Annotated in this window: 27 protein-coding genes, 1 tRNA gene and 1 pseudogene; 18 read left to right on the top strand and 11 right to left on the bottom strand. The window is 63.6% G+C overall.

Annotated elements, in window-relative coordinates; genetic code table 11:
* Positions 1–62: 62 nt before the first annotated feature.
* On the top strand, positions 63–935 hold the full coding sequence (locus AC1DZU_RS32055; protein WP_477290995.1) for a methyltransferase domain-containing protein: 873 nt from the start codon (positions 63–65) through the stop codon (positions 933–935).
* A 27-nt stretch (positions 936–962) separates the two neighbouring features.
* On the opposite strand, the gene AC1DZU_RS32050 is transcribed toward AC1DZU_RS32055, so the two are convergent.
* The 5 genes from AC1DZU_RS32050 to argJ all read right to left on the bottom strand — a co-directional run bounded on the left by AC1DZU_RS32050 (position 963) and on the right by argJ (position 4,152).
* Positions 963–1,142, bottom strand: a complete 180-nt coding sequence (locus AC1DZU_RS32050) for a Flp family type IVb pilin (protein WP_477290993.1) — start codon at positions 1,140–1,142, stop codon at positions 963–965.
* Positions 1,143–1,251: 109 nt separating this feature from the next.
* Complete coding sequence (locus tag AC1DZU_RS32045; RefSeq protein ID WP_477290991.1) at positions 1,252–1,569, bottom strand: hypothetical protein; 318 nt, start codon at positions 1,567–1,569, stop codon at positions 1,252–1,254.
* A gap of 128 nt (positions 1,570–1,697) precedes the next feature.
* Positions 1,698–2,120: an 8-oxo-dGTP diphosphatase MutT gene (gene mutT, locus AC1DZU_RS32040; RefSeq protein WP_477290989.1), complete on the bottom strand. Its 423-nt coding sequence runs from the start codon at positions 2,118–2,120 to the stop codon at positions 1,698–1,700.
* 8 nt (positions 2,121–2,128) lie between these two features.
* Positions 2,129–2,881, bottom strand: a complete 753-nt coding sequence (locus tag AC1DZU_RS32035; RefSeq protein WP_184876291.1) for a GNAT family N-acetyltransferase — start codon at positions 2,879–2,881, stop codon at positions 2,129–2,131.
* 29 nt (positions 2,882–2,910) lie between these two features.
* The gene (gene argJ, locus AC1DZU_RS32030) at positions 2,911–4,152 is read right to left on the bottom strand and encodes a bifunctional glutamate N-acetyltransferase/amino-acid acetyltransferase ArgJ (RefSeq protein WP_477290987.1); all 1,242 of its coding nucleotides are present in this window, start codon (positions 4,150–4,152) and stop codon (positions 2,911–2,913) included.
* Positions 4,153–4,317: 165 nt separating this feature from the next.
* Here argJ and AC1DZU_RS32025 point away from each other — a divergent pair, with 165 nt between their 5' ends.
* Positions 4,318–5,547: a caspase family protein gene (locus AC1DZU_RS32025; protein WP_477290985.1), complete on the top strand. Its 1,230-nt coding sequence runs from the start codon at positions 4,318–4,320 to the stop codon at positions 5,545–5,547.
* Positions 5,548–5,879: 332 nt separating this feature from the next.
* Positions 5,880–6,479 (top strand): TetR/AcrR family transcriptional regulator, encoded by a 600-nt coding sequence (locus tag AC1DZU_RS32020; protein WP_477290983.1) that lies wholly within the window; start codon positions 5,880–5,882, stop codon positions 6,477–6,479.
* 91 nt (positions 6,480–6,570) lie between these two features.
* Here AC1DZU_RS32020 and AC1DZU_RS32015 read toward each other — a convergent pair whose 3' ends face one another.
* Positions 6,571–7,491 (bottom strand): peptidylprolyl isomerase, encoded by a 921-nt coding sequence (locus AC1DZU_RS32015; protein ID WP_477290981.1) that lies wholly within the window; start codon positions 7,489–7,491, stop codon positions 6,571–6,573.
* Positions 7,492–7,753: 262 nt separating this feature from the next.
* Here AC1DZU_RS32015 and secA point away from each other — a divergent pair, with 262 nt between their 5' ends.
* The 4 genes from secA (at position 7,754) to AC1DZU_RS31995 (ending at position 14,064) form a co-directional block, all read left to right on the top strand.
* Positions 7,754–10,486, top strand: a complete 2,733-nt coding sequence (gene secA, locus AC1DZU_RS32010; RefSeq protein ID WP_477290979.1) for a preprotein translocase subunit SecA — start codon at positions 7,754–7,756, stop codon at positions 10,484–10,486.
* A 124-nt stretch (positions 10,487–10,610) separates the two neighbouring features.
* Entirely contained in the window at positions 10,611–12,011 is a 1,401-nt protein-coding gene (locus AC1DZU_RS32005; protein WP_477290977.1) for an oligosaccharide flippase family protein, read from the top strand.
* Positions 12,011–13,291 carry a GNAT family N-acetyltransferase gene (locus tag AC1DZU_RS32000; RefSeq protein ID WP_477290975.1) on the top strand — a complete coding sequence of 427 codons (1,281 nt, stop codon included), beginning with the start codon at positions 12,011–12,013 and terminating at the stop codon, positions 13,289–13,291. The genes AC1DZU_RS32005 and AC1DZU_RS32000 overlap by 1 nt, the downstream gene beginning before the upstream one ends.
* Positions 13,292–13,785: 494 nt before the next feature.
* Positions 13,786–14,064 (top strand): KOW domain-containing RNA-binding protein, encoded by a 279-nt coding sequence (locus AC1DZU_RS31995; RefSeq protein ID WP_245331098.1) that lies wholly within the window; start codon positions 13,786–13,788, stop codon positions 14,062–14,064.
* A gap of 216 nt (positions 14,065–14,280) precedes the next feature.
* Here AC1DZU_RS31995 and AC1DZU_RS31990 read toward each other — a convergent pair whose 3' ends face one another.
* Complete coding sequence (locus AC1DZU_RS31990) at positions 14,281–14,517, bottom strand: hypothetical protein (RefSeq protein ID WP_477290973.1); 237 nt, start codon at positions 14,515–14,517, stop codon at positions 14,281–14,283.
* 386 nt (positions 14,518–14,903) lie between these two features.
* Here AC1DZU_RS31990 and AC1DZU_RS31985 point away from each other — a divergent pair, with 386 nt between their 5' ends.
* Positions 14,904–15,110: a hypothetical protein gene (locus AC1DZU_RS31985; protein ID WP_143748743.1), complete on the top strand. Its 207-nt coding sequence runs from the start codon at positions 14,904–14,906 to the stop codon at positions 15,108–15,110.
* 348 nt (positions 15,111–15,458) lie between these two features.
* On the opposite strand, the gene AC1DZU_RS31980 is transcribed toward AC1DZU_RS31985, so the two are convergent.
* Positions 15,459–15,543 (bottom strand) — tRNA-Leu (locus AC1DZU_RS31980).
* 294 nt (positions 15,544–15,837) lie between these two features.
* Between AC1DZU_RS31980 and AC1DZU_RS31975 the strand changes: the two genes are divergently transcribed.
* Both AC1DZU_RS31975 and AC1DZU_RS31970 read left to right on the top strand, forming a co-directional pair.
* Positions 15,838–16,422 (top strand): YqaA family protein, encoded by a 585-nt coding sequence (locus AC1DZU_RS31975; RefSeq protein WP_477290970.1) that lies wholly within the window; start codon positions 15,838–15,840, stop codon positions 16,420–16,422.
* A gap of 82 nt (positions 16,423–16,504) precedes the next feature.
* On the top strand, positions 16,505–17,023 hold the full coding sequence (locus tag AC1DZU_RS31970) for a disulfide bond formation protein B (protein WP_477290968.1): 519 nt from the start codon (positions 16,505–16,507) through the stop codon (positions 17,021–17,023).
* A gap of 352 nt (positions 17,024–17,375) precedes the next feature.
* Here AC1DZU_RS31970 and AC1DZU_RS31965 read toward each other — a convergent pair whose 3' ends face one another.
* Together AC1DZU_RS31965 and AC1DZU_RS31960 are read right to left on the bottom strand one after the other, a co-directional pair.
* On the bottom strand, positions 17,376–17,933 hold the full coding sequence (locus AC1DZU_RS31965) for an HNH endonuclease (RefSeq protein ID WP_006328497.1): 558 nt from the start codon (positions 17,931–17,933) through the stop codon (positions 17,376–17,378).
* A gap of 127 nt (positions 17,934–18,060) precedes the next feature.
* Positions 18,061–18,702 (bottom strand): DNA-3-methyladenine glycosylase family protein, encoded by a 642-nt coding sequence (locus AC1DZU_RS31960; RefSeq protein ID WP_477290966.1) that lies wholly within the window; start codon positions 18,700–18,702, stop codon positions 18,061–18,063.
* Positions 18,703–18,774: 72 nt separating this feature from the next.
* On the opposite strand from AC1DZU_RS31960, the gene gluQRS reads away from it, so the two are divergent.
* The 3 genes from gluQRS (at position 18,775) to AC1DZU_RS31945 (ending at position 21,079) form a co-directional block, all read left to right on the top strand.
* On the top strand, positions 18,775–19,650 hold the full coding sequence (gene gluQRS / locus AC1DZU_RS31955; RefSeq protein ID WP_477290964.1) for a tRNA glutamyl-Q(34) synthetase GluQRS: 876 nt from the start codon (positions 18,775–18,777) through the stop codon (positions 19,648–19,650).
* A gap of 140 nt (positions 19,651–19,790) precedes the next feature.
* Positions 19,791–20,009, top strand: coding sequence for a hypothetical protein (locus AC1DZU_RS31950; protein ID WP_477290962.1), 219 nt, complete (start codon positions 19,791–19,793; stop codon positions 20,007–20,009).
* A gap of 155 nt (positions 20,010–20,164) precedes the next feature.
* A complete protein-coding gene (locus AC1DZU_RS31945) occupies positions 20,165–21,079 on the top strand; it encodes a DMT family transporter (RefSeq protein WP_477290960.1) in 915 nt (304 codons plus the stop codon).
* Here the strand turns inward: AC1DZU_RS31945 and AC1DZU_RS31940 are convergent.
* Complete coding sequence (locus AC1DZU_RS31940) at positions 21,049–21,900, bottom strand: YihY/virulence factor BrkB family protein (protein WP_184876259.1); 852 nt, start codon at positions 21,898–21,900, stop codon at positions 21,049–21,051. The two genes, AC1DZU_RS31945 and AC1DZU_RS31940, sit on opposite strands and share 31 nt — an antisense overlap.
* 58 nt (positions 21,901–21,958) lie before the next feature.
* Between AC1DZU_RS31940 and AC1DZU_RS31935 the strand changes: the two genes are divergently transcribed.
* From AC1DZU_RS31935 to AC1DZU_RS31915, 5 genes and pseudogenes are all read left to right on the top strand, one after another.
* Positions 21,959–22,825 carry an SDR family oxidoreductase gene (locus AC1DZU_RS31935; protein WP_477290958.1) on the top strand — a complete coding sequence of 289 codons (867 nt, stop codon included), beginning with the start codon at positions 21,959–21,961 and terminating at the stop codon, positions 22,823–22,825.
* Between the two features lie 23 nt (positions 22,826–22,848).
* Complete coding sequence (locus AC1DZU_RS31930) at positions 22,849–23,040, top strand: twin transmembrane helix small protein (protein ID WP_477290956.1); 192 nt, start codon at positions 22,849–22,851, stop codon at positions 23,038–23,040.
* A 19-nt stretch (positions 23,041–23,059) separates the two neighbouring features.
* On the top strand, positions 23,060–23,641 hold the full coding sequence (locus tag AC1DZU_RS31925; RefSeq protein WP_477290954.1) for a cob(I)yrinic acid a,c-diamide adenosyltransferase: 582 nt from the start codon (positions 23,060–23,062) through the stop codon (positions 23,639–23,641).
* 33 nt (positions 23,642–23,674) lie between these two features.
* A complete protein-coding gene (locus AC1DZU_RS31920) occupies positions 23,675–24,475 on the top strand; it encodes a rhomboid family intramembrane serine protease (protein ID WP_477290952.1) in 801 nt (266 codons plus the stop codon).
* A 180-nt stretch (positions 24,476–24,655) separates the two neighbouring features.
* Positions 24,656–24,824 (top strand): annotated as a pseudogene (locus tag AC1DZU_RS31915) (electron transfer flavoprotein subunit beta/FixA family protein); the annotation flags it as partial.

Here is a 24,824-nt window from a genome sequence, read left to right as displayed (position 1 = left end):
GGTTGGTCCTGCGCGCCACTATATGAACTATCTCAGAGCGTGGACAAACAAGGATTTGCCCGTTGCGGCCGATAATGGATATTTCGCTTTGGCTGGCGCACAAGCGGCGCGCGCTTGCCCATCCCGTTGACGGCGCCGACTTCCTGATGCGCCGCACGGCCGAGGATCTTGCCGATCGGCTGGCTGCCGTCGAGCGGCGGTTCGGCAAGGCAGCGGTGCTGTTTTGCCAGACGGCGGCAGCAGCCGAAATGCTCGCCGAGAGCGGCAAGGTCGCCGACATTGTCCGCGTCGAGACGGACCCGGCTTTCCTGAATGGCGGTGCCGGCCTGGTCGCACCACTCGAAACCATGCCGTTCGAACCGGAAAGCCTCGATCTGGCGGTCTCCCTTCTGTCGCTGCAGGCGATGAACGACATCCCCGGCATGCTGATCCAGATTCGCCGCGCGCTGCGGCCAGACGGGCTTTTCCTCGGCGCCTTTGCCGGCGCCGGCACGCTGTTCGAGTTGCGCGAAAGCCTGCTTGCGGCCGAGACCGAGCTCTATGGCGGCGCCAGCCCGCGTGTCATCCCGTTCACCGACGTGCGCGATGCCGGTGCGCTTCTGCAGCGTGCCGGTCTCGCGCTGCCGGTCGCCGACGTCGAGACGGTGACGGTGCGCTATGCCAGCCTGTTCGGCCTGATGGAGGATCTGCGGGCCATGGGCGAAACCAGTGCGCTCACCGATCGCAGCCGGCGGCCGGGCTCGCGCAAGCTGTTTGCCCGCGCGGCGGAAATCTACGCCGAGCGGTTTTCCGATCCCGATGGTCGCGTGAGGGCAAGTTTCTCGATCGTCTGGATGTCCGGCTGGGCGCCCGACGCATCGCAGCAAAAACCGCTGAAGCCGGGGTCGGCCAAGGTCTCGCTGAAGACGATACTGGAGGCTCCCGACGGGCAGTGATCCGGTCCGCAGGCGCGGACGGCCACCTCAGGGCCCGAGGGCGTTGACAAGCCTGCTGCTGCTGTCGCTGAACAGCCAGGTGATCGCGTTGAAGACCTGGCTGATGCCGCCAATGATGGTCAACGACAGCACACCGATGATCAGGGCATATTCGACAGCCGTGGCGCCGGTCTCGTCCTTCAGAAAACGCAGCAGCACTGCTTTCATGACCTCAACCCCTCTGGCCAGAACCTTACCGCCGATCTGTTAAGAAAGGTTAACGGCAAAGGCTTAACAGGCGGTGAAACCGCCGCCCTTGTCGAATCTCTTAACCATGTCAGCAGTCGCCGCTGCTTCTGCCATTGGACCTGATGATGCAGACCGAACTGGGCTGCGGCTGCAGCACGCTGCGGCGCACCGTATAGGTTTCACGATGGCTGACCGAGCCGGTGGCCGTCATGTCGAGCCCGCTGGCAAAATCATCGCGGGCCGACAGCGAGCGTGTCTGGCCGTCGAGGAAAGGCGCGGCGATCAGCGCCAGCGCCACCGCGGCCGAACCGAACAGTAGCGTGATGCGCAATATGCCCATGCCCGCGTCGGCGGCGCGAAAGCCGCGCTCGGGCCGGATCGAGTCCCAATCCCTGTCTAGGCTCATTCTATCGCTCCCCAGCGAATCGGCGGCGCGGCCACGAACCGACCATGCTTCACTTTTTCACGGTGGGATAAATCTTCCATTAACGCTGACTGATACGGCGCTTCGACCCGGCAGGCGGGAGGGCGTCCCTAGAGAAGATCGATGAGGAACGGGATCAGCGGCGCATCGGCCGGCGGCATCGGATAGTCGCGCATCTGCTTTGGCCGCACCCATTTCAGCGCCTGCCCCTCCCTGGGCTGGGCGATGCCGCGGAAGCGGCGGCAGATGAACAGCGGCATCAACAGGTGGAAATCATCATAGGAATGACTGGCGAAGGTGAGCGGCGCCAGGCAGGGGATGTCGGTCTCGATGCCGATTTCCTCGTGCAGTTCGCGGATGATGCATTGTTCCGGCGTCTCGCCGGGCTCGACCTTGCCACCCGGAAATTCCCACAGGCCGGCAAGTTGCTTGCCCTCGGGGCGCCGTGCCAGCAGCACCCTTCCATCGGCATCGACCAGCGCGCAGGCGGCGACCAGCAGCAGGCGCTTGCCGGCGAGCGTCACATCACTCATGCCCAACTTCACTCATGAACAGGCGGCCGGCGATAGTGGTAGCGATAGACCTCGTCGAAGCCGAGCGAACGATAGAGCGCCAGCGCCGGCACATTGCCGGCCTCGACCTGCAGCCAGGCGTCGCGGGCGCCACGCAGCCGCGCCCATTTCAGCGCCGACAGGATCAGGTTGCGGCCGTGGCCCTTGTTGCGCGCCGACTTGTCGGTGGCGATCTCGAACAGGCCGGCAAGATCGCCGTCGTGCACGCAGATCAGCGTCGCCAGCGGCTCGGCTCCGTCTTCGAGCGCGAACAGCCCGGCCTCGGGCTGGATGGCGCCGATGATCTCCGACAGGCCGGGTCGCAGCGAAACGTCCGAACCGCTGACCTTGAGCGACGCGCCGATGAAGCGGCTGATGTCCTTCAGCGGGATCTGGTCCATGGCGGCATCGAGTTGCGCGTCGGCCAGCGGCAGCCGCATCACCAGCGACTCGTCGAATCGGCTCCAGCCCTCGCGGTCGAGATGACTGGCGAGATCGGGACCCGACAGCGGCGACATGCGGAACGTCAGCGGCCTGCCATAGGCGTCGAAACGGCGGCTGGCCCGGCCGATCCGGTCGGCAATGTGCTGGGTGTCGCCCGGATCGAGAGGATTGACCGAATTCAACCGCTTGGCCGGATGGCCGGCGGTCAGCCGTACAACCCAGGTGCCGTCATAGTGGACCGCCGCTGCCGGCCAGGCGCGGAAGCCGGCCGCCTCGTAGCGGCGCACGATCGCCAGCATGCTTGCAGGATGCCTGGAAGCCAAAGCCATCAGCTCCGGTAATCGCCATTGATGGCGACATATTCCTTGGTGAGATCGCAGGTCCACACCGTCGCCTTGCCGCGGCCGATGCCGATGTCGGCGCGGATGCGGATGTCGTCGCGCCTCATGTAGGCCGAAGTAGCTTCCTCGGAATAGCCGGGGTCGCGCTCGCCCTCATGCGCCAGCCGGTTGTCACCGAACCAGATCGACAGCCGGTCGCGGTCGGCGGGCTCGCCGGCCTTGCCGACCGCCATGACGACACGGCCCCAATTTGCGTCCTCGCCGGCGACCGCCGTCTTGACCAGCGGCGAATTGGCGATCGACAGCGCGATGCGCTTGGCCGAGCGCGCCGATTTGGCGCCGGTGACGGTGACTTCGACCTGCTTGCGGGCGCCCTCGCCGTCGCGCACCACCTGCAGCGCCAGCGATTTCAGCACCTTGCCGAGCGCCCGGCGGAACGCGCCAAGGCGCGCATCCTTTGCGTCGGTTATCTCTGGCGCACCGCGCTTTGCGGCCTTGCCGGTGGCGAAGATCAGCAGCGTGTCGCTGGTCGAGGTGTCGCTGTCGACAGTGACCGCGTTGAAGGTCTTGGCGGTGCCGCGCGACAGCAGGTCCTGCAGGACGGGGGCAGCGATCGGTGCGTCGGTGGCGATGAAGGACAGCATCGTCGCCATGTCGGGCGCGATCATGCCGGCGCCCTTCGATATGCCGTTGATGGTGACATCGGTGTCGCCGAGCTTGACGGTTGCGGTCGCGACTTTCGGATAGGTATCCGTGGTCATGATCGCCTTCGCCGCTTCGGTCCACAAATCAGGCTTGCCGTTGCTGACCAGCCCGGCCAGCAGATGGCTGAACTTGCCGGTGTCGAGCGGCTCGCCGATGACGCCGGTCGAGGCCAGGAAAACCTCGCTGGCCTTGCAGCCGGCCGCCTTGGCCGCGGCTTCGCCCGTCAGCGCGGTGGACTCGCGGCCCTTCTTGCCGGTGAAGGCGTTGGCGTTGCCGGAGTTGACGACCAGCACCCGCGCCTTGCCGGCGCCGAGATTCTGCCGGCAGAAATCGACCGGCGCGGAGGGGCATTTCGATTTCGTGAACACGCCGGCGACAGCGGTGCCTTCATCGAACACCATGGTCAGCAGATCGGTGCGGTTCTTGTATTTTATCCCCGCCTCGGCGGTGGCTATGCGCACCCCCTCGATGGCCGGCATCTTGGGGTATTTCTTCGGCGCAAGCGGCGAAATCGTCGTGGACATGGGGACCTCGGGCGGGAAAATCGCAAGGGAAGGCCGGTTTGCCCGATACGACGCGCGGGCGCAAGGGCGTTTTCGCATGTCACCTGGGCGGAAACCCGATCGGAATTAAGCCTGCATTTCAAATCCGTTGGCATCGTCGTCGCCGATTGCGTTATGATCTCCCCAATGGGCAGGCTTGCGATCCTCGCATGGGCGTTTCTGGGACTTTTGCTGCTGAGCGCCGATGCCCAGCCGCAGCGCCGCGTGGCGTTGGTCATCGGCAACGGCACCTATGCCGAAGCCGGCACGCTGGCCAACCCGGTCAACGACGCGCTCGACATCGCCGACAAGCTGCGCTCCATCGGCTTCGAGGTCATCGAAGGCAATGATCTCGGCAAGCGCGAACTGGAACGCAGCATCGGCGCGTTCTCCGATGCCCTCGAAGGCGCCGGCGTCGGGCTTTTCTACTATGCCGGCCACGGCTTGCAGGTCGAGGGGCGCAATTACATCGTGCCGGTCGACGCCAGACTCGACATGCCGGTCAAGCTGCAGCTCGAGGCCGTGCCGATCGATGAAGTCCTCGACATCATGGAACAACAGACCAAGGTCAGCCTGGTGTTTCTCGATGCCTGCCGCAACAACCCGTTTGCCCGCAGCCTGAGCCGCACCGCCACCACCCGCTCCGCGACGGCGCTGGCCGGGCTGGCGCAGTTCGATTCGACGCGCGGCTCGTTCATCGCTTTCTCGACAGCACCTGGTGCGGTCGCCATGGACGGAAGCGGGCGCAACTCGCCCTTCGCCGAAGCCTTGCTGCGGCACATCGCCGAGCCCGGCCAGAGCATCAACGACATGATGATCGCGGTGCGCCGCGACGTGGTGTCGCAAACGCGCGAGGCGCAGCGCCCCTGGGAGCAGGGATCGCTGCTCGAGCGCTTCGAATTCGTCCCGGGCGGACAACCCGCCCAGCCGCAGAAGCCGGCCGCGGCTCCGGCACCCCCCACGGAAGTTGCAGCACTTGAACGATCCGTCGGCGACGACAAGGGATCGATCGAGAAATTCCTGCGCCGCGACTATCTGGCGCCGGACACCAAGGCGATGAACGAGACCGTCAAGCGGCTCTACGGCCCCTCCGCCACCATTTTCGGCACGCGCTACGACGCCGACGCCATCGCCAGGGTCAAGGCCGACTGGTTCGCGCAGTGGGCCTCCTGGTCGCTCGGCCTGGAGCCCGGCAGCCTGGAGGTCAGCCCGCACGGCGAGGATCGCGCCGAGGCGGTCTTTGCGATGCGCTATGACTATCTGCCGAGGGACAAGTCGGCGGCGCGCCTGACCGGCAAGGCGCGTGTCACGCTTGGCCTGGTCAAGGCAGACGGCGGCTGGCGCATTGAGTCCGAGACATCACAAGCGATGCAATAGAGATCGGCGGCGGCCAATCCAGCGGTGTCGGCAGCTCTTTGTGCCGCTCGCGTTTCATGTCGATAGGAATTTTTTCCTGACCTGGTGAGGGCAACTATGCTACATATTTGTCGATGGTGCTGATTTGCGCCAGTGACCCGCCGCCCAGGCGGGTTTTTGCTTTTTGATGCTCCATCCAACCAACACGCCGGCGAAGGCTCCTATGGAACCCGTTAACCCGGGATCGTTGCCCCTGCCGCCGCCACTGCCTGTAGGAGCTTGAAAACGGGGCGTTTCGTTTGATCACCGGGTCGCGTATATTGCCGGCGAAATTGTTGGCGAGGACGACAGAAATGGGCGTAGACGTCGATCCGGCGCGCAAATCGATCGGTGCGCGGCGCAACCCCGACAGCGCCGACGCCATTCTCGAAGCCGCCGAGGCCGTGCTGGTGGAGGCCGGTTATGCCGGTTTCTCGATCGAGGCGGTGGCGCGGCGGGCTCGCGCCGGCAAGCCCACCATTTACCGCTGGTGGCCGAGCAAGGCCGCATTGCTGCTCGAAGTCTACCAGCGCCAGAAACGCGTCGATGTTCCCGATACCGGGCGGCTGGAGGAGGATCTCGTCGGCTTCCTGAAAAACCTGTTCGCCCACTGGCGCGAGACATCGTCTGGCAGCGTGTTCCGGTCGCTTATCGCCGAGGCACAGTCGGATGACGCGGCGTCCGCGGCACTTGCCGACTACGCACTGGGCCGAAGGTCGCATACCGGCCAGATCATCGAACGCGCCAAGGCAAGGGGCGAAATCGGCGTCGACATCGATTCAGCGCTGGTCGCCGACCTGATCGCCTCATTCGCCTGGAAGCATCTGTTGACCAACCAGCTCGACGAGGACGAAGCCACGATAAGCAAGACGGTCAGCTACGTGATGCGAGGCATAGCAGCGCCTGGAAAGTAAAAGCGGCCGGCGCCGGCCGATAAAAAAGGGCGCGGCAACCCTTGGCTGCCACGCCCTTCAAAAAATTTCTTCAGGCTTACTTCCTTCAGACTTACTTGGCGCTTTCCAGCGTATCGACCGCCTTCTTCAGCTTCTCATCCGGGATCTCGACCTTGGCGCCGCCGCGCAGCGACTTGACCAGCGCAAAATACTTGTCGCGGATGACCGCCTGCCTGGCCTGGTCCTTGACGTCGTCGAAGGCCGGCGGCTGCTTGGTGCGCTTGTCCTCGAGCTTGATGACATGCCAGCCGAACTGCGACTGCACCGGCTGCTCGGTGTATTTGCCGACCTCGAGCGCGAAAGCCGCCTTGTCGAACTCCGGCACCATCTGGCCGGGTCCGAACCAGCCGAGATCGCCGCCGCTGGTCTTGCCGGAGGGATCGCTGGTGTGCTCGTTGGCAAGCTTCTGGAAGTCGGCGCCGCCGTCGAGCTGCTTGATGATGGCCTCGGCCTCTTCCTTCGTCTTCACGAGGATGTGACGGGCATGCACCTCGTTGGTGGGCGGCGTGTTGGCGATCTCCTGGTCGTAGCGGGCGCGAACCTCGGCGTCGGTGACCTTGTCGACGACACCCTTCTCGACCATCTCGCCATGCAGCGCACGCTGCTGCAGGAAGGCCATGCGGCGCTGGAAGTCGGGATCCTTGTCGAGGCCGGTGGTGACCGCCTGGGCGGCCATGACGCGGATTTCGATGGCAGCCGAGAGGGCCGCGGCGCGGCGCTGCTCGGGCGGCAGCTGGGCGAACTGCTGCGACAGCTCGCCTTCGGCAAGCACCAGGTCGGCTTCGGTCAAGGGCTGGCCGTTGATCGTGGCGATCACGGTGTTCGGATCGACCGGTGCCGCGGCAGGGGCTGCCGCATCCGCCGGGGCGGCGGGAGCGGTCTGCTGGGCCATCAGCGGCGACAGCGAAAATGCCGACAGGCCGAAAGCCAGGCCAAGGCTGGCGAGCGACGCACGGCGGAACAACAAGGACATAAGATGACTCCGGTAAGGGATTATGAGGGCGGGAAGGTTTCCAGATCAGCCGGATTGTGGCGGAATTTGGCGCGACCGGCAGGGCCAGCGCGGCGTTGACATCAGTTGAGCCCCCTCTTATCTGTCCAACGACTTTGCGTCCAGAACCGTTTTCCGGGCGCTTTTTGTGTTTGCCCGTGTTCAGGCGGTGCGTTCACGTGGATTTGATGGGGCCAGCCGGCGCCCATCTCAAGATTGAGAATTCTATCGAAAGGACCATTGTATGGTCAGTCTCGGCGGTCTCGCCCGTAAGGTTTTCGGTTCCTCCAACGACCGCCGGGTCAAATCGACCCGGCCCCGTGTCGAGGCGATCAACGCCATGGAAAACGAGATGCGGGCACTCTCCGACGAGGAGCTGGTCGCCCGCACCGCGAAATTCCGCCAGGACATCGCCAACGGCGCCACACTCGATGACCTTCTGGTGCCTGCCTTTGCCACCGCCCGCGAGGCGGCACGCCGCGTGCTTGGCATGCGCCCCTTCGACGTCCAGCTGATCGGCGGCATGGTGCTGCACAATGGCGGCATTGCCGAGATGCGCACCGGCGAGGGCAAGACCCTGGTCGCGACGCTGCCGGTCTACCTCAACGCGCTCGCTGGCAACGGCGTCCACGTCGTCACCGTCAACGACTATCTCGCCAGCCGCGACTCCGAATGGATGGGTCGCGTCTACAAGTTCCTCGGCCTTTCGGTCGGCGTCATCGTCCACGGCCTGTCCGACGAGGAGCGCCGCGTCGCCTATGCCGCCGACGTCACCTACGCCACCAACAACGAGCTCGGCTTCGACTATCTGCGCGACAACATGAAATACGAGCGCGCCCAGATGGTGCAGCGCGGTCACAATTACGCGATCGTCGACGAAGTCGACTCCATCCTGGTCGACGAGGCGCGCACGCCGCTGATCATTTCCGGTCCGCTCGAGGACCGTTCGGAAATGTACAACACCATCGACACCTTCATCATCCAGCTGCAGCCGCAGGATTATGAGATCGACGAGAAGCAGAAGACCTCGATCTTCACCGAGGAAGGCACCGAGAAGCTGGAGAACCTGCTGCGCGATGCCGGCCTGCTCAAGGGCGAGTCGCTCTACGACGTCGAGAACGTCGCCATCGTCCACCATGTCAACAATGCGCTGAAGGCTCACCGGCTGTTCCAGAAGGACAAGGACTATATCGTCCGCAACGACGAGATCGTCATCATCGACGAGTTCACCGGCCGCATGATGCCGGGCCGCCGCTATTCGGAAGGCCTGCACCAGGCGCTCGAAGCCAAGGAGCATGTGGCGATCCAGCCGGAGAACCAGACGCTCGCCTCCGTCACCTTCCAGAACTATTTCCGCCTCTACAAGAAGCTCGCCGGCATGACCGGCACGGCGCTGACCGAGGCCGAGGAGTTCGGCAACATCTACAATCTCGATGTCACCGAGATCCCGACCAACCTGCCGGTCATCCGCAAGGATGAGGATGACGAGGTCTACCGGACGGTCGAGGAGAAATACAAGGCGATCCTCAAGGAGATCCGCGAAGCCAGCGCCAAGGGCCAGCCGACGCTGGTCGGCACCACCTCCATTGAAAAGTCCGAGCAGCTGGCCGAACGCCTGCGCAAGGAAGGCTTCAAGGATTTCGAGGTGCTGAACGCCCGCCACCACGAGCGCGAGGCGGCGATCGTCGCCCAGGCCGGCAAGCCGGGCGCCATCACCATCGCCACCAACATGGCCGGCCGCGGCACCGACATCCAGCTCGGCGGCAATGCCGAGATGCGCATCGCCGACGAGTTGGGCGACATGCCTGAAGGCCCCGAGCGCGAGGCCAAGGAAAAGGCCATCCGCGACGACATCGCCAAACTGAAGGAAAAGGCGCTGGCCGCCGGCGGCCTCTACGTGCTCGCCACCGAACGCCACGAATCGCGCCGCATCGACAACCAGCTCAGAGGCCGTTCCGGCCGCCAGGGCGACCCCGGCCGCTCGAAATTCTTCCTGTCGCTGCAGGACGATCTGATGCGCATCTTCGGTTCCGAGCGCATGGACGGCATGCTGCAGAAGCTCGGCCTCAAGGAAGACGAGGCGATCATCCATCCATGGATCAACAAGGCGCTGGAAAAGGCGCAGAAGAAGGTCGAGGCGCGCAACTTCGACATCCGCAAGAACCTGCTGAAATACGACGACGTCTCCAACGACCAGCGCAAGGTGGTGTTCGAGCAGCGCATCGAGCTGATGGACGGCGAAGGCCTCTCGGAAACCATTGCCGAGATGCGCGAGGGCGTCATCGACGAGATCGTCGCCAAGGCCATTCCCGAAAACGCCTATGCCGAGCAGTGGGATGTTGCCGGGCTGAAGGCCGAGGTCGCCGAATTCCTTAATCTCGACCTGCCGGTCGAGGAGTGGGCCAAGGAAGAGGGCATCGCCGAGGACGACATCCGCGAGCGCATCACGCAGGCCGCCGACGCCGCCGCCAAGGAGCGCTCCGAGCGCTTCGGCCCCGAGGTGATGAACTATGTCGAGCGCTCGGTGGTGCTGCAGACGCTCGACCATCTGTGGCGCGAGCACATCGTCAATCTCGACCATCTGCGTTCGGTCGTCGGCTTCCGCGGCTACGCCCAGCGCGATCCGCTGCAGGAGTACAAGGGCGAGGCATTCGAGCTGTTCCAGGCTATGCTCGGCAATCTGCGCCAGGCCGTCACCGCGCAACTGATGCGCGTCGAACTGGTGCGCCAGGCCGCCGAAGCACCGCCGCCCGAAGCGCCCGACATGTTCGGCATGCATATCGACGGCACCACCGGCGAGAATGATTTCGACGGCGGCGAAACCGCCCTCCTGGTCCGTCCGGAGACGACCGCCATTGTCGCTCCCGAGAACCGCGACCCGAACAACCAGGCGACCTGGGGCAAGGTCGGCCGCAACGAAGCCTGCCCCTGCGGCTCCGGCAAGAAATACAAGCACTGCCACGGGGCTTTTGCGTAAGCGCGCCCTCTCCCCTTCTTCCCGTCTCTATACGGGGAGAAGGACAAGCTCACCCAACCGTTTCTTAATGTGTCTTTGCTACACAACAGCCTGAAAAAGAGGCGGAAAACGGAGAGTAATCGGGGTGCGCTTTTCCGCGGCCACGACAGCCGGGCGGTTCTTGCCGCAGCGTTTGGCGCTGCGCATCGGGCCGTTGCTTGGCCGCATTGATGCCGTGCTGTTCACCGCCGACGAACGCGGCGAGGCCGGCCGCATGTCGGTCATCGCTTTCTCCATCCGCATCATCAGCGCCGTCATCGCCTTCGTCAGCCAGGTGCTGATGGCACGCTGGATGGGCTCGTTCGAATACGGCATCTTCGTCCTTGTCTGGGTGACGATGGTCATCGTCGGCAACCTCGCCTGCCTCGGCTTCCACACCTCGGTCATCCGCTTCATTCCCGAATACCGCGAGCGCGGCATGCTGGCCGAATTGCGCGGCATCGTGCTTGCCAGCCGGCTGTTCGTGCTGATCGCCTCCACGCTCATCGCCGGGCTTGGCGCGCTCGGCGTCTGGCTGGCCGCGCCATTGATCGAAAACTACTACGTGGTGCCGTTCATCCTCGGCGTCATCTGCCTGCCGATGATCGCCATGTCCGATTTGCTGCAAGGGCTGGCGCGCGCCAATTCATGGGCGCTGTTCGCGCTGTCGCCGACCTATCTGGTACGCCCGGTGCTGATCCTGCTGTTCATGGCGCTGATGCTGGCCGCCGGTTATGCGCCCGACGCCAGGACCGCCATCTTCGCTTCGATCGCCGCCACCTACGTCACCACGCTCGGTCAACTCATCGGCGTTACCCAGCGCATGGAAAAGCGGATCCCGGCCGGACCGATGAAGGTCCATTTCGCGCAATGGTTCATCGTGTCGCTGCCGATCTTCCTGGTTGAAAGCTTCTTCTTCCTGCTCACCAACGCCGACGTGCTGATGGTCGGCGCCTATATGGATCCCAACGACGTCGCCGTCTATTTCGCCACCGTCAAGACGCTGGCGCTGGTGCATTTCGTCTATTTCGCCGTCAAGGCCGGCGTTGCCCAGCGCTACGCGCAGTTCACCCATGGCGAGCCGCAAAAGCTCGCCGCCTTCGCCCGCGAGACGGTGTCGTGGACGTTCTGGCCCTCGCTGCTGATGGCAATGCTGGTGCTGGCGCTAGGTGAGCCGATGCTGGTGCTGTTCGGCCCTGAATTCAGCAATGGCTATCCGCTGTTGTTCCTGCTGGTTTTCGGCGTTGTGGCGCGGGCCGCCGTCGGTCCGTGCGAAAGCCTGCTGACGATGAGCGGCAACCAGAACATCTGCGCCGCCGTCTATGCCATGACGCTGGCCTTCAACATCGGCCTCAACGTGATGCTGATCCCGCATTTCGGCCTGTGGGGCGCGGCCATGGCCACGGCATTTGCCATGATCTTCGAAGCCTGTGCGCTATCCTTCACCGTATGGCGCAAGCTCGGCATCGTCATGCTTATCTTCGTGCCTGCGAAAGGAGCCGCGTGATGGCCGCCATCCCGTTGCTTGAGGAAACCAGCGGCGGCACGGCCGGCGCCATGGTGTCCGGCCTTGCAGGGCTGACCCGCGACCCCGACCCCGCCCATATCGAGATCCTCGCCAACAACCGGCCAGAGCGCAAGCTCGCCATCTACCCGGCATCGGCCGGCTTCGACCTGGTCGAGGAACTGGATTATCTCTGCACCCGCACCGTCGAGCCGAACGTCTTCTTCAACCCGCGTTTCCTGGCGCCGGCCATGCCCCGGCTGGAGGATCGCGAGGTGCGGCTGGCGGTGATCCGCGACGGCGACGAATACCGCAACCGGCTGCGCCTTCTGGTGCCGTTCTCGGTGGAACGACCGGGGATGCCGCTCGGCGTTCCGGTCATGCGCACATGGTCGAGCCCGTTCGGTCCACTAGGCACGCCGCTGGTCGACCGTGACGACCCGGTGGGCGTCGTCGAGGATTTTTTCTCGATGCTGTCGCGCCCACACCTGAAGCTGCCGAAAGTCTTCGTCCTGCCTGACATCCGGCTTGATGGCCCGGTGGCGAGCCTGTTTGCCACCGTGGCCGAGACGCGCGGCCTGATGCTGGTCACCACCGGCCAGAGCCAGCGCCCCGCGCTGGAGAGCCAAGCCGACGGGGACGAGTATCTGAAGGCCTCGCTGCGCGCGCATCATTTTCGCGAGTTCCGCCGGCTGAAGCGGCGCCTCGGCGACCTCGGCAAACTGGAGCATGTCGTGGCGCGCGGCCCTGAAGAGATCCGCCACGCCATCGAAAGCTTCCTGACGCTGGAAGCGGCCGGCTGGAAAGGCCGAGAACGCACCGCCATGGCGATCGACCGCTACCGCGCCGCCTTCGCCCGCGAGGCCGTGCATCGGCTGGCCGAACAGGACATGTGCCGCATCCATTCGCTGACGCTGGACGGTCGCACCATTGCTTGCCTGATCGTGTATGTCGAAGCCGGCGTCGCCTACACCTGGAAGACCGCCTATGACGAGACGCTGGCTGCCTATTCGCCCGGCACATTGCTGATGATCGAGGTGACCAGGCAGCACCTCGACGATCCCAACATCATGATGACCGATTCCTGCGCCATGCCCGACCATCCGGTGATGAGCCGGCTATGGACCGAGCGCAAGCCGATGGGCACGCTGGTGATCGGCCTAACGCCGGACGCCGACCGACTCACCCGCCAAGCCGCCTCGCAACTGCACCTCTACCGCGAGACCCGCAACATGGCCCGCCTGCTGCGCCTCCGGATGAAGAGCTTGCTGGGACGGCGGTAGGGCGTAGGGGTGCCGTGCCGCCTAGTCTAAGCGTCAAGTGCCCAGGAGGCCAACCCTGTTTTGAAAGCTAATGTGATCGACCTCTCCGCGAAAACAGTTCGGCAGTGATTTCGTCTCTGTCCCCATTATGCCTAGCAATCAAAGCCAGCGCTTCCTGGCGGCCAATGTTCCCGAGCTTCATGAGGTACGGAACCTCAAACGTTCTCTTGTTGAGGCGCCATTCTGGCACACGCCGTTTTCCTGCTTTTCGCGCTGTTGTTCCATCTTGACGCATCACCTTTCACTCCTCTCCCCGACATGATGATGCCGTCGCATATTCCGCGCCACGTCCCGCTTCGGAGGTAAGGCAACGTGTGGTCGCAATGACATTCTACCGCCAATAGGCGTAGTTGCGCAGTTGCTAATATACCCATAAATTAATCAGTGCGGCAGTAACAAACCCACCGGAGTGGCCGGTACGCTGCATGACTTTGGCAATTGGCATTGGAGATCTGGTGGGAGTCACGGCCACTGTGCGCAGGCGGATTGACGATGAGCGCGTCAGCGTGTCGGTCCCGAACTATGATTGCCCGCAATCGATCCGAAGCTATGATTTTGCGCATTCGATCCGCACCGAGGTGCAGCGGGGAGATCAGATCGAGCTTGTTGGCGAGGTCACCCGGATCGATGGCGAGACGGTGACAATCGACCTGGGGCCGCTGGTGACGGTCGAAATCGATATGGTCAGGCTCATCGAGAGATACCGGCCAAAGCAGCGCAGGACGCCACTCTGAGGCCCATTCTTTCTACGGATTCCTCAATCGATCCGCAACGCCAGCATCGTGATGCACGATGGGCCTGATCCTGCTTCGACCTCGTACGCACGGCTATGGGTTTGAGCGATCCTTCGCCAAAGCGTTGAAAAGCAACGTGCACGCCACCAGCGATACGAGCCCGCCTAACAGGTCGTCCCCCGTCAGGCCGAAAAACGCCAACGCTGCCACTGCTGTTCACCCAGGCGCGAATTGATCAGCCTTCCTGTCCATCACCAGGGCTACACCGCGAGCCGCGGCTATCTTTGCGATAAGAGCCTCTAAATCGGCATCCGATCGCATCGATCCGGTTTTCTGTCGGAGCAGGGAAACCGCCAGTGTGACAGAAAGGGGAAACTTCCCCTTCGCCTCGCTCATAATTTCGTCGGCCGCCGCCGCAACGTTACAGAGCTCTGGTGCAACTTTGATCCTCATGGCCAGCCACCTCCATACAAAGGTCGCGCGCCATAAACTCTCGAACCCAATCCAAGTTCCAACCAAACCGAGCTGGCTGGTGTCGCGCCTCGGAGCGGCAGCGGGCCAGTCATTGATGCTGGGGATCAAAACCAGCATAGGGCAACGAGCGGCTGCGCTGTTGATTGCGGACCGATTATTTTAGAGAAATTGAATATTCGAATAAACGGCCTATAATTTGCCAGCCGGCAAACCCACCCTCTTTGCCGGTAAGGCCCGGCGGTCAAACCCCGAGCCACCGCTATGGCCGCCGGACCGCCGGAAGACGGTCGGCAACGCTACGACGTTGTGCCGGGGTGAGGCAGGCACGAATCGGTGGCGACGCCCAGCCAAGGGAGGTCATTCGCATGCACACGGCAGCACTGCAGCTTCGATCGCTCCGAGAAGCTTTATTGCCAATGATGGGGTTTACCGCCTGGCACGAAAGCGTCAGCGAAGAAGGCACGCCCATTTGGACACGTTACATCGCGAAAACGGACTCATGGGAGGTCCGTCCGATGACGCCTGAAGAGGAGGCCAAGGCTTTCTGGTGGTATTGTCCACCATTTATTTGAACCCGTCCGAGGCGCCGCAGCCACTGTCTGGCCTCAAAGCCCGCGCCACGGAGGGACCGCTGGCGCGGGCCGGCCGATGTGCCCACCAGCCTGCGACGGAGCCAAGCAGCGGCGTCCGAAGCATGAACTCAACAATTCAAGCCCGCTAATGTTCCAGCCTCTTTTGTGGGGTTCGATCCAACCAGGTATCTGCCAACGCAAAAGGCCGCCACCTTGCGGCAGCGGGCCAAGTCATGGGCGACCGGCGCGCAAAACGAAATCGTCAAGGTGACCTCGGCCATGTTCGGCTGGGCTGTGGACAGCGCCGTTGGCGAAATAACTGACAAAATCAGCGCCTGAAAAATGGGGTGGTGCCCCTAGCCGGGATCGAACCAGCACTCCTTGCGGAACTCGATTTTGAGTCGAGCGCGTCTACCAATTCCGCCATAGGGGCTCAGGCCGGGCGGCCTGGATGGGCGCGGACTATACGGTCGGAGGCCTGTTCGTCAACTGGCCAATTGTCGATGGCCCGGATGCGACCAAACTTCACCTTTCGATTTCGTGACGGCGCTGCCATTGTGCAGCGCGGAAAATCTTTCTAGACAGGCGGCGCATCAAAGTGCGGCGCGTCTGACGGGATGGATGGCGCGCGCTTGTTTGGGTCTTTGTTTTGTGCATGCCCGTTGGTTGTGCATGCCGATGTCCCGAAACCGCTGCGCATTTTTGGGCGACACGCATAGGAGTGCCAATGCTTCGCGGACTTTACGACTGGACCTTGTCGCTGGCGGCAAGGAAATCCGCGGAATGGTGGCTTGCCATCATCGCCTTCATTGAAAGCTCGTTCTTTTTCGTGCCGGCCGATGTGCTCTATCTGCCGATGGCGTTGGCACGCCCCGACCGCGCCTACCGCTATGCGCTGACCGCCACGGCCGCCTCGGTGCTGGGCGGCATCGCCGGCTGGATGATCGGCTACTTCGCCTACGACGCCGTCGCCCGTCCGATCCTGGAGCATTTCGGCGGCCTGTCGACCTTCGAGCGCTGGCAGAATTCTGGCACCGGCCTGATGCTGGTGCTGCTCGTTACGTCCGGTCTCGCGCACCTGCCGCCGATCAAGGTCGTCACCATCCTTGCCGGCGCCCTGCACGTCAATTTGCTGATCTTCATCATCTCGGCCATCGTCGCGCGCGGCGCGCGCTTCCTGCTGCTGGCCTGGCTGCTGCGCCGCTATGGCGAGCCGATCCGCGAATTCATCGAAAAGCGTCTCGGACTGATCGCCGGCGCCGGCGCAGCTGCCCTGATTTTGCTCTATATCCTCGTCAAATACGCGTTCTAGTCCTGTCGCCCAAAAGTGCCCGGCGCTGTTGGGACAAGGACAGGGACAAAGAGCGCGGCGAACTCAACGGACGAAGAACACGATGACAGCGACCATGAATGCCGACACCGGACGCCAGCGGACGCGCACCGCCTTGTTTCTCGCCGTCGCGATGGCCGCTACCGTGGGCTCGGCGCTGGGCTTCCAGTATCTCGGCGGCTACATCCCCTGCCACCTCTGCCTTGAACAGCGCACCCCCTACTACATCGGCGCGCCGCTAATGCTGCTGGCGGTGATTGCATCGATGCTGCGCGCGCCAGCCTGGCTGACGCGCGGCCTGCTGGCCATAGGCGGCCTGCTGATGCTCTACGGCCTCTATCTCGGTGTCTATCACTCCGGCGTCGAATGGCAGTGGTGGGCCGGCCCGACCGATTGCACCGCCGGCGCCGGACCGGTGGACACCGGCGGCAAGGGCGTGCTCGACGCGCTCGACAAATTCGTGCCGCCTTCCTGCGACAAGGCGGCGCTGCGCATCCTCGGCCTGTCGCTGGCCGGCTGGAACGCCATTGCCAGCCTTGTCCTGGCCGCCGTCGCCTTCCGCGGCGCCCTCACCCCCGACTGAGCAAATTCGTTTGGCCGGCGCGGCGCAGAGTTCGCGCAAAAATTCGGCAGGCTGAGTTGGATGGCGCGGCTTTCGACGTCCGAGCCAGATCGACCCCCACTCCGTCTCGGCTTCTCCGAGCCACCTCTCCCCCGATCGACGGGGTAGAGGAAGGGCGCGAGGCTATTGTTGCCAGCGCCCCTCCAACAGGCTCCCTTAGTGGGGGAAGACGGTCCTTACCCGCGAAGCCGCTGATAAGTGAGCGCGACCGAGCTGGTTCGATATCGAGGAGTGTCAGGTCTGCTAGGCATGCGAGCATCGGAAGCGCAGACAATTGCTCCAGACGGCCAGCCTCCCGAATTCTCGGACGATCTCAAGGTTCAAGTTCGACATCCCAGTAGAGATAATCCATCCAGCTTTCATGCAGATGGTTGGGCGGGAACAGGCGGCCGTTGTTGTGCAAATCATGCACCGTCGGCTGGAAAGGTTTCTGCAGCGGCCACATCTTGGCATGCGCCGGCATCATGCCGCCCTTCCTGAGATTGCAGGGCGAGCAGGCGGCAACGACATTTTCCCACGTCGTCGCGCCACCGCGATGGCGGGGGATGACGTGATCGAAGGTCAGGTCCTCCGGCGTGCCGCAATACTGGCATTGGAAGCGGTCGCGCAGGAAGACGTTGAATCGGGTGAAGGCCGGGTGCCTGGACGGCTTCACATAGGCCTTCAGGCTGACGACGCTCGGCAGCTTCATCGAGAAGGTCGGCGAGGAGACGGCGTGCTCGTATTCGGCGACGATGTTCACCCGGTCGAGGAACACCGCCTTGATGGCATCCTGCCAGGACCAGAGCGACAGAGGGTAATAGCTGAGCGGACGGTAATCCGCATTCAGCACCAGTGCTGGAAGCCCATCCGGAGATACGGCGACCGTCACGTGTTTACCTCCTTGGTTCTAGACCCGAACGGCGCGGATACTGTAAGCCTGACATGACAGGGATGTGAAGCGGATTGTCGCGTCGCTGAAGCGCCAAAAATGCGTGATTTTCATGCCTTTTTGCGGATTAAGCCGGCGGCGCGGCGTCCCGCCCTCCGGTTTCGCGATAATAGGACCAGAAAAGCCGCGATGCGACACCTCGCCACGGGCTCCATGATTCGGCCAGCGCGATCAGTATTTTCTCCGGCGGACGCGGCTCGATGCCGAGCGCGTGACCGACCGCGCTCTGCAAGGCGACGTCGCGCGCCGGAAAAATGTCGGGGTGGCCGGCGGCGAACAAAAGATACACTTCCGCCGTCCATGGACCGATGCCGGACACCGCCGTCATCGTCGCGATCGCCTCCTGGGCATCGAGCGAACAGAGGTGATGGAGGTCGAGCCCATCGGCCACCGCCTGGGCAATGGCGATCAGCCCACGCTGCTTCGGCCGCGACAGGCCGGCCTCGCGAAACATGTCTTCGCCGGCGGCAAGAATCGCCTGCGGCGTCAGCGGATCGACCAGTTTGACCAGCCGGCCGAAGATCGCATCGGCGCTGGCGCGGGACACTTGCTGCGAGACGATGATCGAAGCCAGACTCCGGAAACCTGGCTCCGAAAGACGCAGCGGCACCTCGCCGGCCATGCCGCGCACCTTTTCCAGGCGCGGGTCGATCACGCAAAGCGCGTCGAGCCCCCGGGCAATGTCGTCTGATGTGGCGATGCGCTGCATGTTTCTTGTTCCTTGACTCTCGACAAGGTAGCAATTGGCGAAGCGCCGCAAAACCTGATTGCCGCCGGACAAATGACACTCCTGACATTCCGCTTCGCCCCCAGCCCCAATGGCGATCTGCATCTCGGTCACGCCTATTCGGCGCTGCTCAATCAGAAATTGACTGACGCCACCGGCGGCCGCCTGCTGCTGCGTATCGAGGATATCGACACGACGCGCTGCACGCCGCAATTCGAGGCAGGCGTGCTTGCCGATCTGAAGTGGCTGGGGCTTGGCTGGGAACAGCCGGTGCGCCGCCAGTCCGAGCATTTCGCTGAATACGAGACGACGCTTGACTGGCTCATTCGGGACGAACTCGTCTATCCCGCCTTCATGAGCCGTGGCGAGATCCGGGCCTTCATCACCGACAGCGAAGAGCGCGGACGCGACTGGCCTCGCGATCCCGACGGCGTGCCGCTCTACCCCGGCGCCGACAAGGCGCTGCCGGTGAAGGAACGCAAGCGACGGATCGCCGAGAACGCGCCCTTCGCCTGGCGGCTGGATATCGACGCCGCCCTGGCGCGTGCCGGCAAGGACCTCGCATGGGCCGAATTCAGCGACGAGACGCTCGTCGCGACACGCGCGATCGAAGCCCGGCCGCAGGACTGGGGCGACGTGATCGTGGCGCGCCGCGACATCCCGACCAGCTACCACCTCGCCGTCGTCATGGACGATGCCCTGCAAGGTGTCAGCCATGTCGTGCGCGGCCAGGATCTGTTCTCCGCCACCGGCGTGCAGCGCCTGCTGCAGGAACTCCTCGGACTGCCGCAACCGGCCTACTTCCATCATCGCCTTATCCTAGGGCCGGATGGACGGAAGCTGTCCAAGAGCCTCGGCGATACCGGCCTTGCCGCGTTGCGCAATGCCGGCGCATCGGTGGACGACGTCAGGCGGATGGTCGGGCTTTGAGCCTGGCGAGGCCAGAGAAGCCGCGTGGCGAATTCGGGTCACGTCGGTTTGAAATTTGTCCCGTCGTCAACCGCCATCAACCGACTGTCGCGTGACGGTCGAAACTTCTGTATGCTTGGCGCCAAGCGGTGGAGGCTTCCATGAAGCGACATCTGACTGACGAAGAAAAGGCGCGCGTTCGCGACAGGCTGACGGCAATCGAGGGCGCCAGGTACCCGGACCATATCGTTTCGGTCATGGTGAGCAACGAGTCCGACGACAACGGCGATCCGGTATGGTCGGTAGTCAAGTCGTTTGACGACAGGGAAGCTGTCTATGGGCACAGCCCGCTCATCAAGTGGCCGGGGTGCAGCTGGTAGCAAAAATTCAGTCCCCGAAATCTTAAACAGGGCCGAATTCGCCGTCGGTTGAATTCCAGTGATGTATGGATCAATCGTTTCGTTTTGCGCGTCGGCTTGAACCGCATTAGAGCAGCGCCACGATCAACTCTCCCCAGCGCGGCGGTCTCCCGAACATGCACAACATCAAGCGGTTCATTCCCGCCACCTTCGTTGTCCTGTGGGCAACCGGCTTCATCGGCGCGCGCTACGCCATGCCGTGGGCCGAGCCGTTCACCTTTCTTGCCGGGCGTTTCGTGCTGGCTGCGATCCTGCTCGCCGTCCTGATGCTCGTGCTGGGATCGAAGAGAGCCACCCGCACTGAAGCGCTGCACGCCACCGGCGCCGGCATCCTGATGCATGGCGTCTATCTCGGCGCCGTCTTCTGGGCCATCCACAGGGGCATGCCGGCCGGATTTTCGGCCCTCATCGTCGGCCTGCAGCCCCTGATCACCGCCGTGCTTGCCGGCAAGTTTCTCGGCGAGGCGATCCTGCCGCGTCACTGGGCCGGGCTTGGCATCGGCCTCATCGGCATCGTCATCGTGCTGTGGCCGAAACTGGGCGCGCTCGGCGGCGGCGTGACGGCGGCGACGCTGACCGCCTCGCTGGTCTCGGTGCTCGGCATGAGCGCCGGCACCATCTGGCAGAAGCGTTTTGCCTCCGGCGGCGACCTCGTCGCGGCGACCATGTGGCAATATGTCGGGGGCGCCTCTTTGATGATCCTGGCTTCGCTCGCCTTCGAGACACGCACCGTCGTCATCAACGGCGAATTGATTTTCGCCATGGCATGGCTGGTGCTGGTGCTGTCGCTCGGCGCCATCTTCCTGCTGATGGTGATGATCCGCGACGGCGAGATGTCGAAAGTGGCCTCGCTGTTCTACCTGGTGCCGGCGGTGACGGCCATCATCGCCTGGGCCCTGTTCGACGAGCAACTCAACGCGCTGCAGATTGTCGGCATGGCGATCACGACATTCGGCGTCGGCCTGGCAACGGCTCGACCGGCCAAGCCTCGGCCTGTCAATCAACCGACCCGGGCGCGCGCCTCCAGATAGCGGCTGATCGCGGCATTGAGTTCGCCGCCGAGGATGAAGATCGCCGAGAGCATATAGAGGAAGACCACCGCGATCATGATCGAGGCGAGGCCGGCATAGGTCGTCACATAAGACGAGAAGTGATCGAGATAGGTGGCGAAGACGGTCGAACCGACGAGCCATGCCGCCAGCGTGAAGATGATGCCCGGTACGATCGAGACCAGGCGGCGCCTGCCCGCCGGCAGCCAGAAATGCACGGCAAACAATCCGCCGACAATGACCGCCGAGGCGATGACATACCGCCACAGCGTGATCGTGCCCATATAGGGCTTGATCCCTTCGATATGGGCTTCGGCGAGCCGCGCCAGCAGTGGCGCGAACACCAGGAGCACGCTGATCGCCAGGAAACCGGCCGTCGCGATCAGAACGAAGATGATGCTCTGCACCCGGCGGTAGATGATGCCGCGCGTTTCCGAGACGCGATAGGCGCGGTTGAGCGATGTGCGCAACGCCTCGATGCCGTTCGAGGCAAAGTAGGCGGCAAGCAAAACGCCGTAGGTCAACAGGTCGGTGCGCCTGACGGTCAGCACATTGAGCACCTCGCGCGCGATCGGCTTGGCGATCTGCTCGGGCCAGGTGTCGAAGACCAGATGCACGGCCGTATCTGAGAATGCCTGCGCACCGAGGAAGCTCGCCAGCGTCGTGGCGAAAATCAGGAATGGAAACAGCGCCATCAGCGAGGTGATCGCCAGATGGCTGGCCATCGCCCAGCCGTCATCGGTGTTGAAATGGCCGAGCGCGTCGTAGAGCACGCGGCGCAGGGCGACAATATTCCGCAGCAAGAACCCGCGCTCCCTTCGATTGTCTCGACGCCGCGAATATGGGAAGGGATTGCGGCAAATGGCAACCCTTGGCGAAACCACGAACAGTCAGGCGCAAGCGATGCGCTCGATCATCGTCACCGGCGCCTCGTCGGGAATAGGCGCCCACTGCGCCCGCGCGTTGAAGGCGGAAGGCTGGCGGGTGTTTGCGACGGCACGCAAGCCGGAGGACATCGCCGCACTCGAAGCGGACGGCATCGAGGCCTTCTATCTCGACTACACTGAAGCCGCATCCATTGAAGCGCTGGTGGCATCAGTTCTGGATCGCACAGGCGGCCGGCTCGACGCCTTGTTCAACAATGGCGCCTACGCGCAACCCGGCGCCGTCGAGGACCTGCCGGTGGCCGCGCTCAAGCAGCAATTCGAGGCGAATTTCTTCGGCTGGCACGAGCTGACCCGGAGGCTGGTGCCGGTGATGCGCCGCCAGGGGCAAGGCCGCATCGTCCACTGCTCGTCGATCCTCGGCCTCGCGCCGGTGCGCTTTCGCGGCGCCTATTCGGCTTCGAAACACGCGCTGGAGGGTCTGATGCTGTGCCTGCATCAGGAACTTCGAGGCAGCGGCATCCATGTCTCGCTGATCGAACCCGGGCCGGTAACGTCGAAGATCGCCAGCAATGCGCTGCCATGGTTCCTGCAGAACATCGATCACGAGAATTCGGTCCACCGCCTCGACTATGAGGCGCAACTGGCAAGGCTGCGGGCCGGCGGCAGCCAATCGGCACTGAAGCCGGGGCCGGAAGTGGTTCATGCGGCGCTGCGCCATGCGCTTCTGTCGCGGCGCCCGCGCCCGCACTATGTGGTAACAGTGCCGGCTAAGATCGGTGCGGCTCTCAAACGCATCCTGCCCGCATCGCTGCTCTACCGCTTCCTTGCTAAACGCGCTTGAACCAACCGAACTGGGAACACACCATGGCAACCGTCTTCAACATCCTCGCCATTCTGGCCATGGTCGCCGTGGTGATCGTGCTCGTTCGCGGCCTCGTCAACATGATGCGTGGCGGTTCCGGCGTCACCTCGAACAAGCTGATGCAGGCGCGTGTTCTGCTACAGGCCGTGGCGCTGGTGCTGATCCTGCTGGCGGTGTATTTCACCCGCAAGTAAGGGCCGTTCGGGAGGCGACGTGGTCAAGCTAAACAAGATCTACACCCGCACCGGCGATGATGGCACCACCGGCCTCGGCACCGGCGAACGGCGGCTGAAATCGGACCTGCGGGTAGACGCCTACGGTACGGTCGACGAAACCAATGCCTGCATCGGCATCGCCCGGGTTCACACGGCAGTCACCCACCCGGCGATCGACGCCATGCTTTCCCGCATCCAGAACGATCTCTTCGACCTCGGCGCCGATCTCGCCGTGCCCGACGACGGCAAGCCGCTCGGCTATGAGCCGCTACGCATCATCGCCACGCAAACCGACCGGGTCGAAAAGGATATCGACCTGCTCAACAAGGACCTTCAGCCGCTCAGGTCCTTCGTGCTGAACGGCGGCACGCCGGCCGCCGCCGCCCTGCATCTCGCCCGCACCGTGGCGCGGCGGGCCGAACGGCTGATGGTGGCCCTGGCCCAGGACCCGAGCGAGCACGTCAACCGCGATGGGCTGAAATACATCAACCGCGTCTCGGATTTCCTTTTTGTCGCCGCCCGGGCGGTCAATGACAACGGAAATGCCGACGTGCTATGGGTTCCCGGCAAGAACCGCTGAACTGTCCGAAAGCGCGAGGGGGCCAGGGGACCGATGTTCATCCCGCTCTACGACACCAACAGGCTGCGGCACATCCGGCTGCAATATGTGACGATCGGTTTGATCGTGGTCAACGCCCTGGTCTACTTCGCCACCGCGCTCGGCGGCGAGAATTTCTCCAATGCCGCCGTGCTTGGCCTTGGCTTCATCCCGGCCGTTGTCCATGACACCGCGGAGCTCGATCCTCGCTTTGTCGTCGTCCCCGAAAGTCTGAGCTACCTGACCTATTCCTTCCTGCATGCCGACATCTTCCACCTCGGCGGCAACATGCTGTTCCTGTGGGTGTTCGGCGACAATGTCGAGGACGCCCTCGGCCACGTCCGCTACCTCATCTTCTATCTGTTGTGCGCGATCGCCGGAGCCGCCTTCCAGGGCCTCATCGCCTGGGATTCGCAGGTGCCGCTGATCGGTGCGTCCGGCGCCATCGCCGGCGTGGTCGTCGCCTATCTGATCCTTTATCCGCGCGTGAAGGTATGGGTGCTGGCCTTTGCCCGCATCCCGCTGCGCATTCCGGCCTTCATCCCGCTGGTCCTGTGGGTGGCGTTCCAAGTGGTGATGTTTGCCGCCGGCGGCGAGGACCAGATTTCATGGGCCTGCCACATCGGCGGCATCATCGCCGGCGCCATTCTGGTGCTTGTCTTGCGCAGCCGCGGCGTGCCGCTGTTTGCCGGCCCCGACGAGGATGTCACTGTCGCTCCCGCTGACCAGCCTGCCGTTGCGGCCGAACCGGTGACCCCCGACCCGCCTGCCGCAACGCCGCGCTGGGGGCGAGGAAACGCTTCCAGTCCGGACTGAACCGATTTGAGCGGCTTGCAGCGTATTGACGTGCTGGGTTGCCGCAACTACGGAAACGTCTCCGTCGCAGCCTAAGGCGGTCAAAGACCAGAATTTCCATCCGGAATGTCGGCTTTCGACAACTCAGAAAGGGCGCAGGCTGTTATAGCGCGCCTAATTATCTTGAAGAGGTGACAGGCAATGAAGATCCTTGTGCCCGTAAAGCGGGTTGTGGATGCGAACGTCAAGGTTCGCGTGAAGGCTGATGGTTCGGCGGTGGAACTCGCCAACGTCAAGATGGCGATGAATCCGTTCGACGAGATCGCGGTTGAAGAGGCGATCCGGCTGAAGGAAGCCGGCAAGGCCGAGG

This window comes from Mesorhizobium sp. P2_A12 (assembly GCF_056405075.1).
Note: the sequence above shows the minus strand (reverse complement) of the source record. Positions and strands in the feature narration are given on the sequence as shown.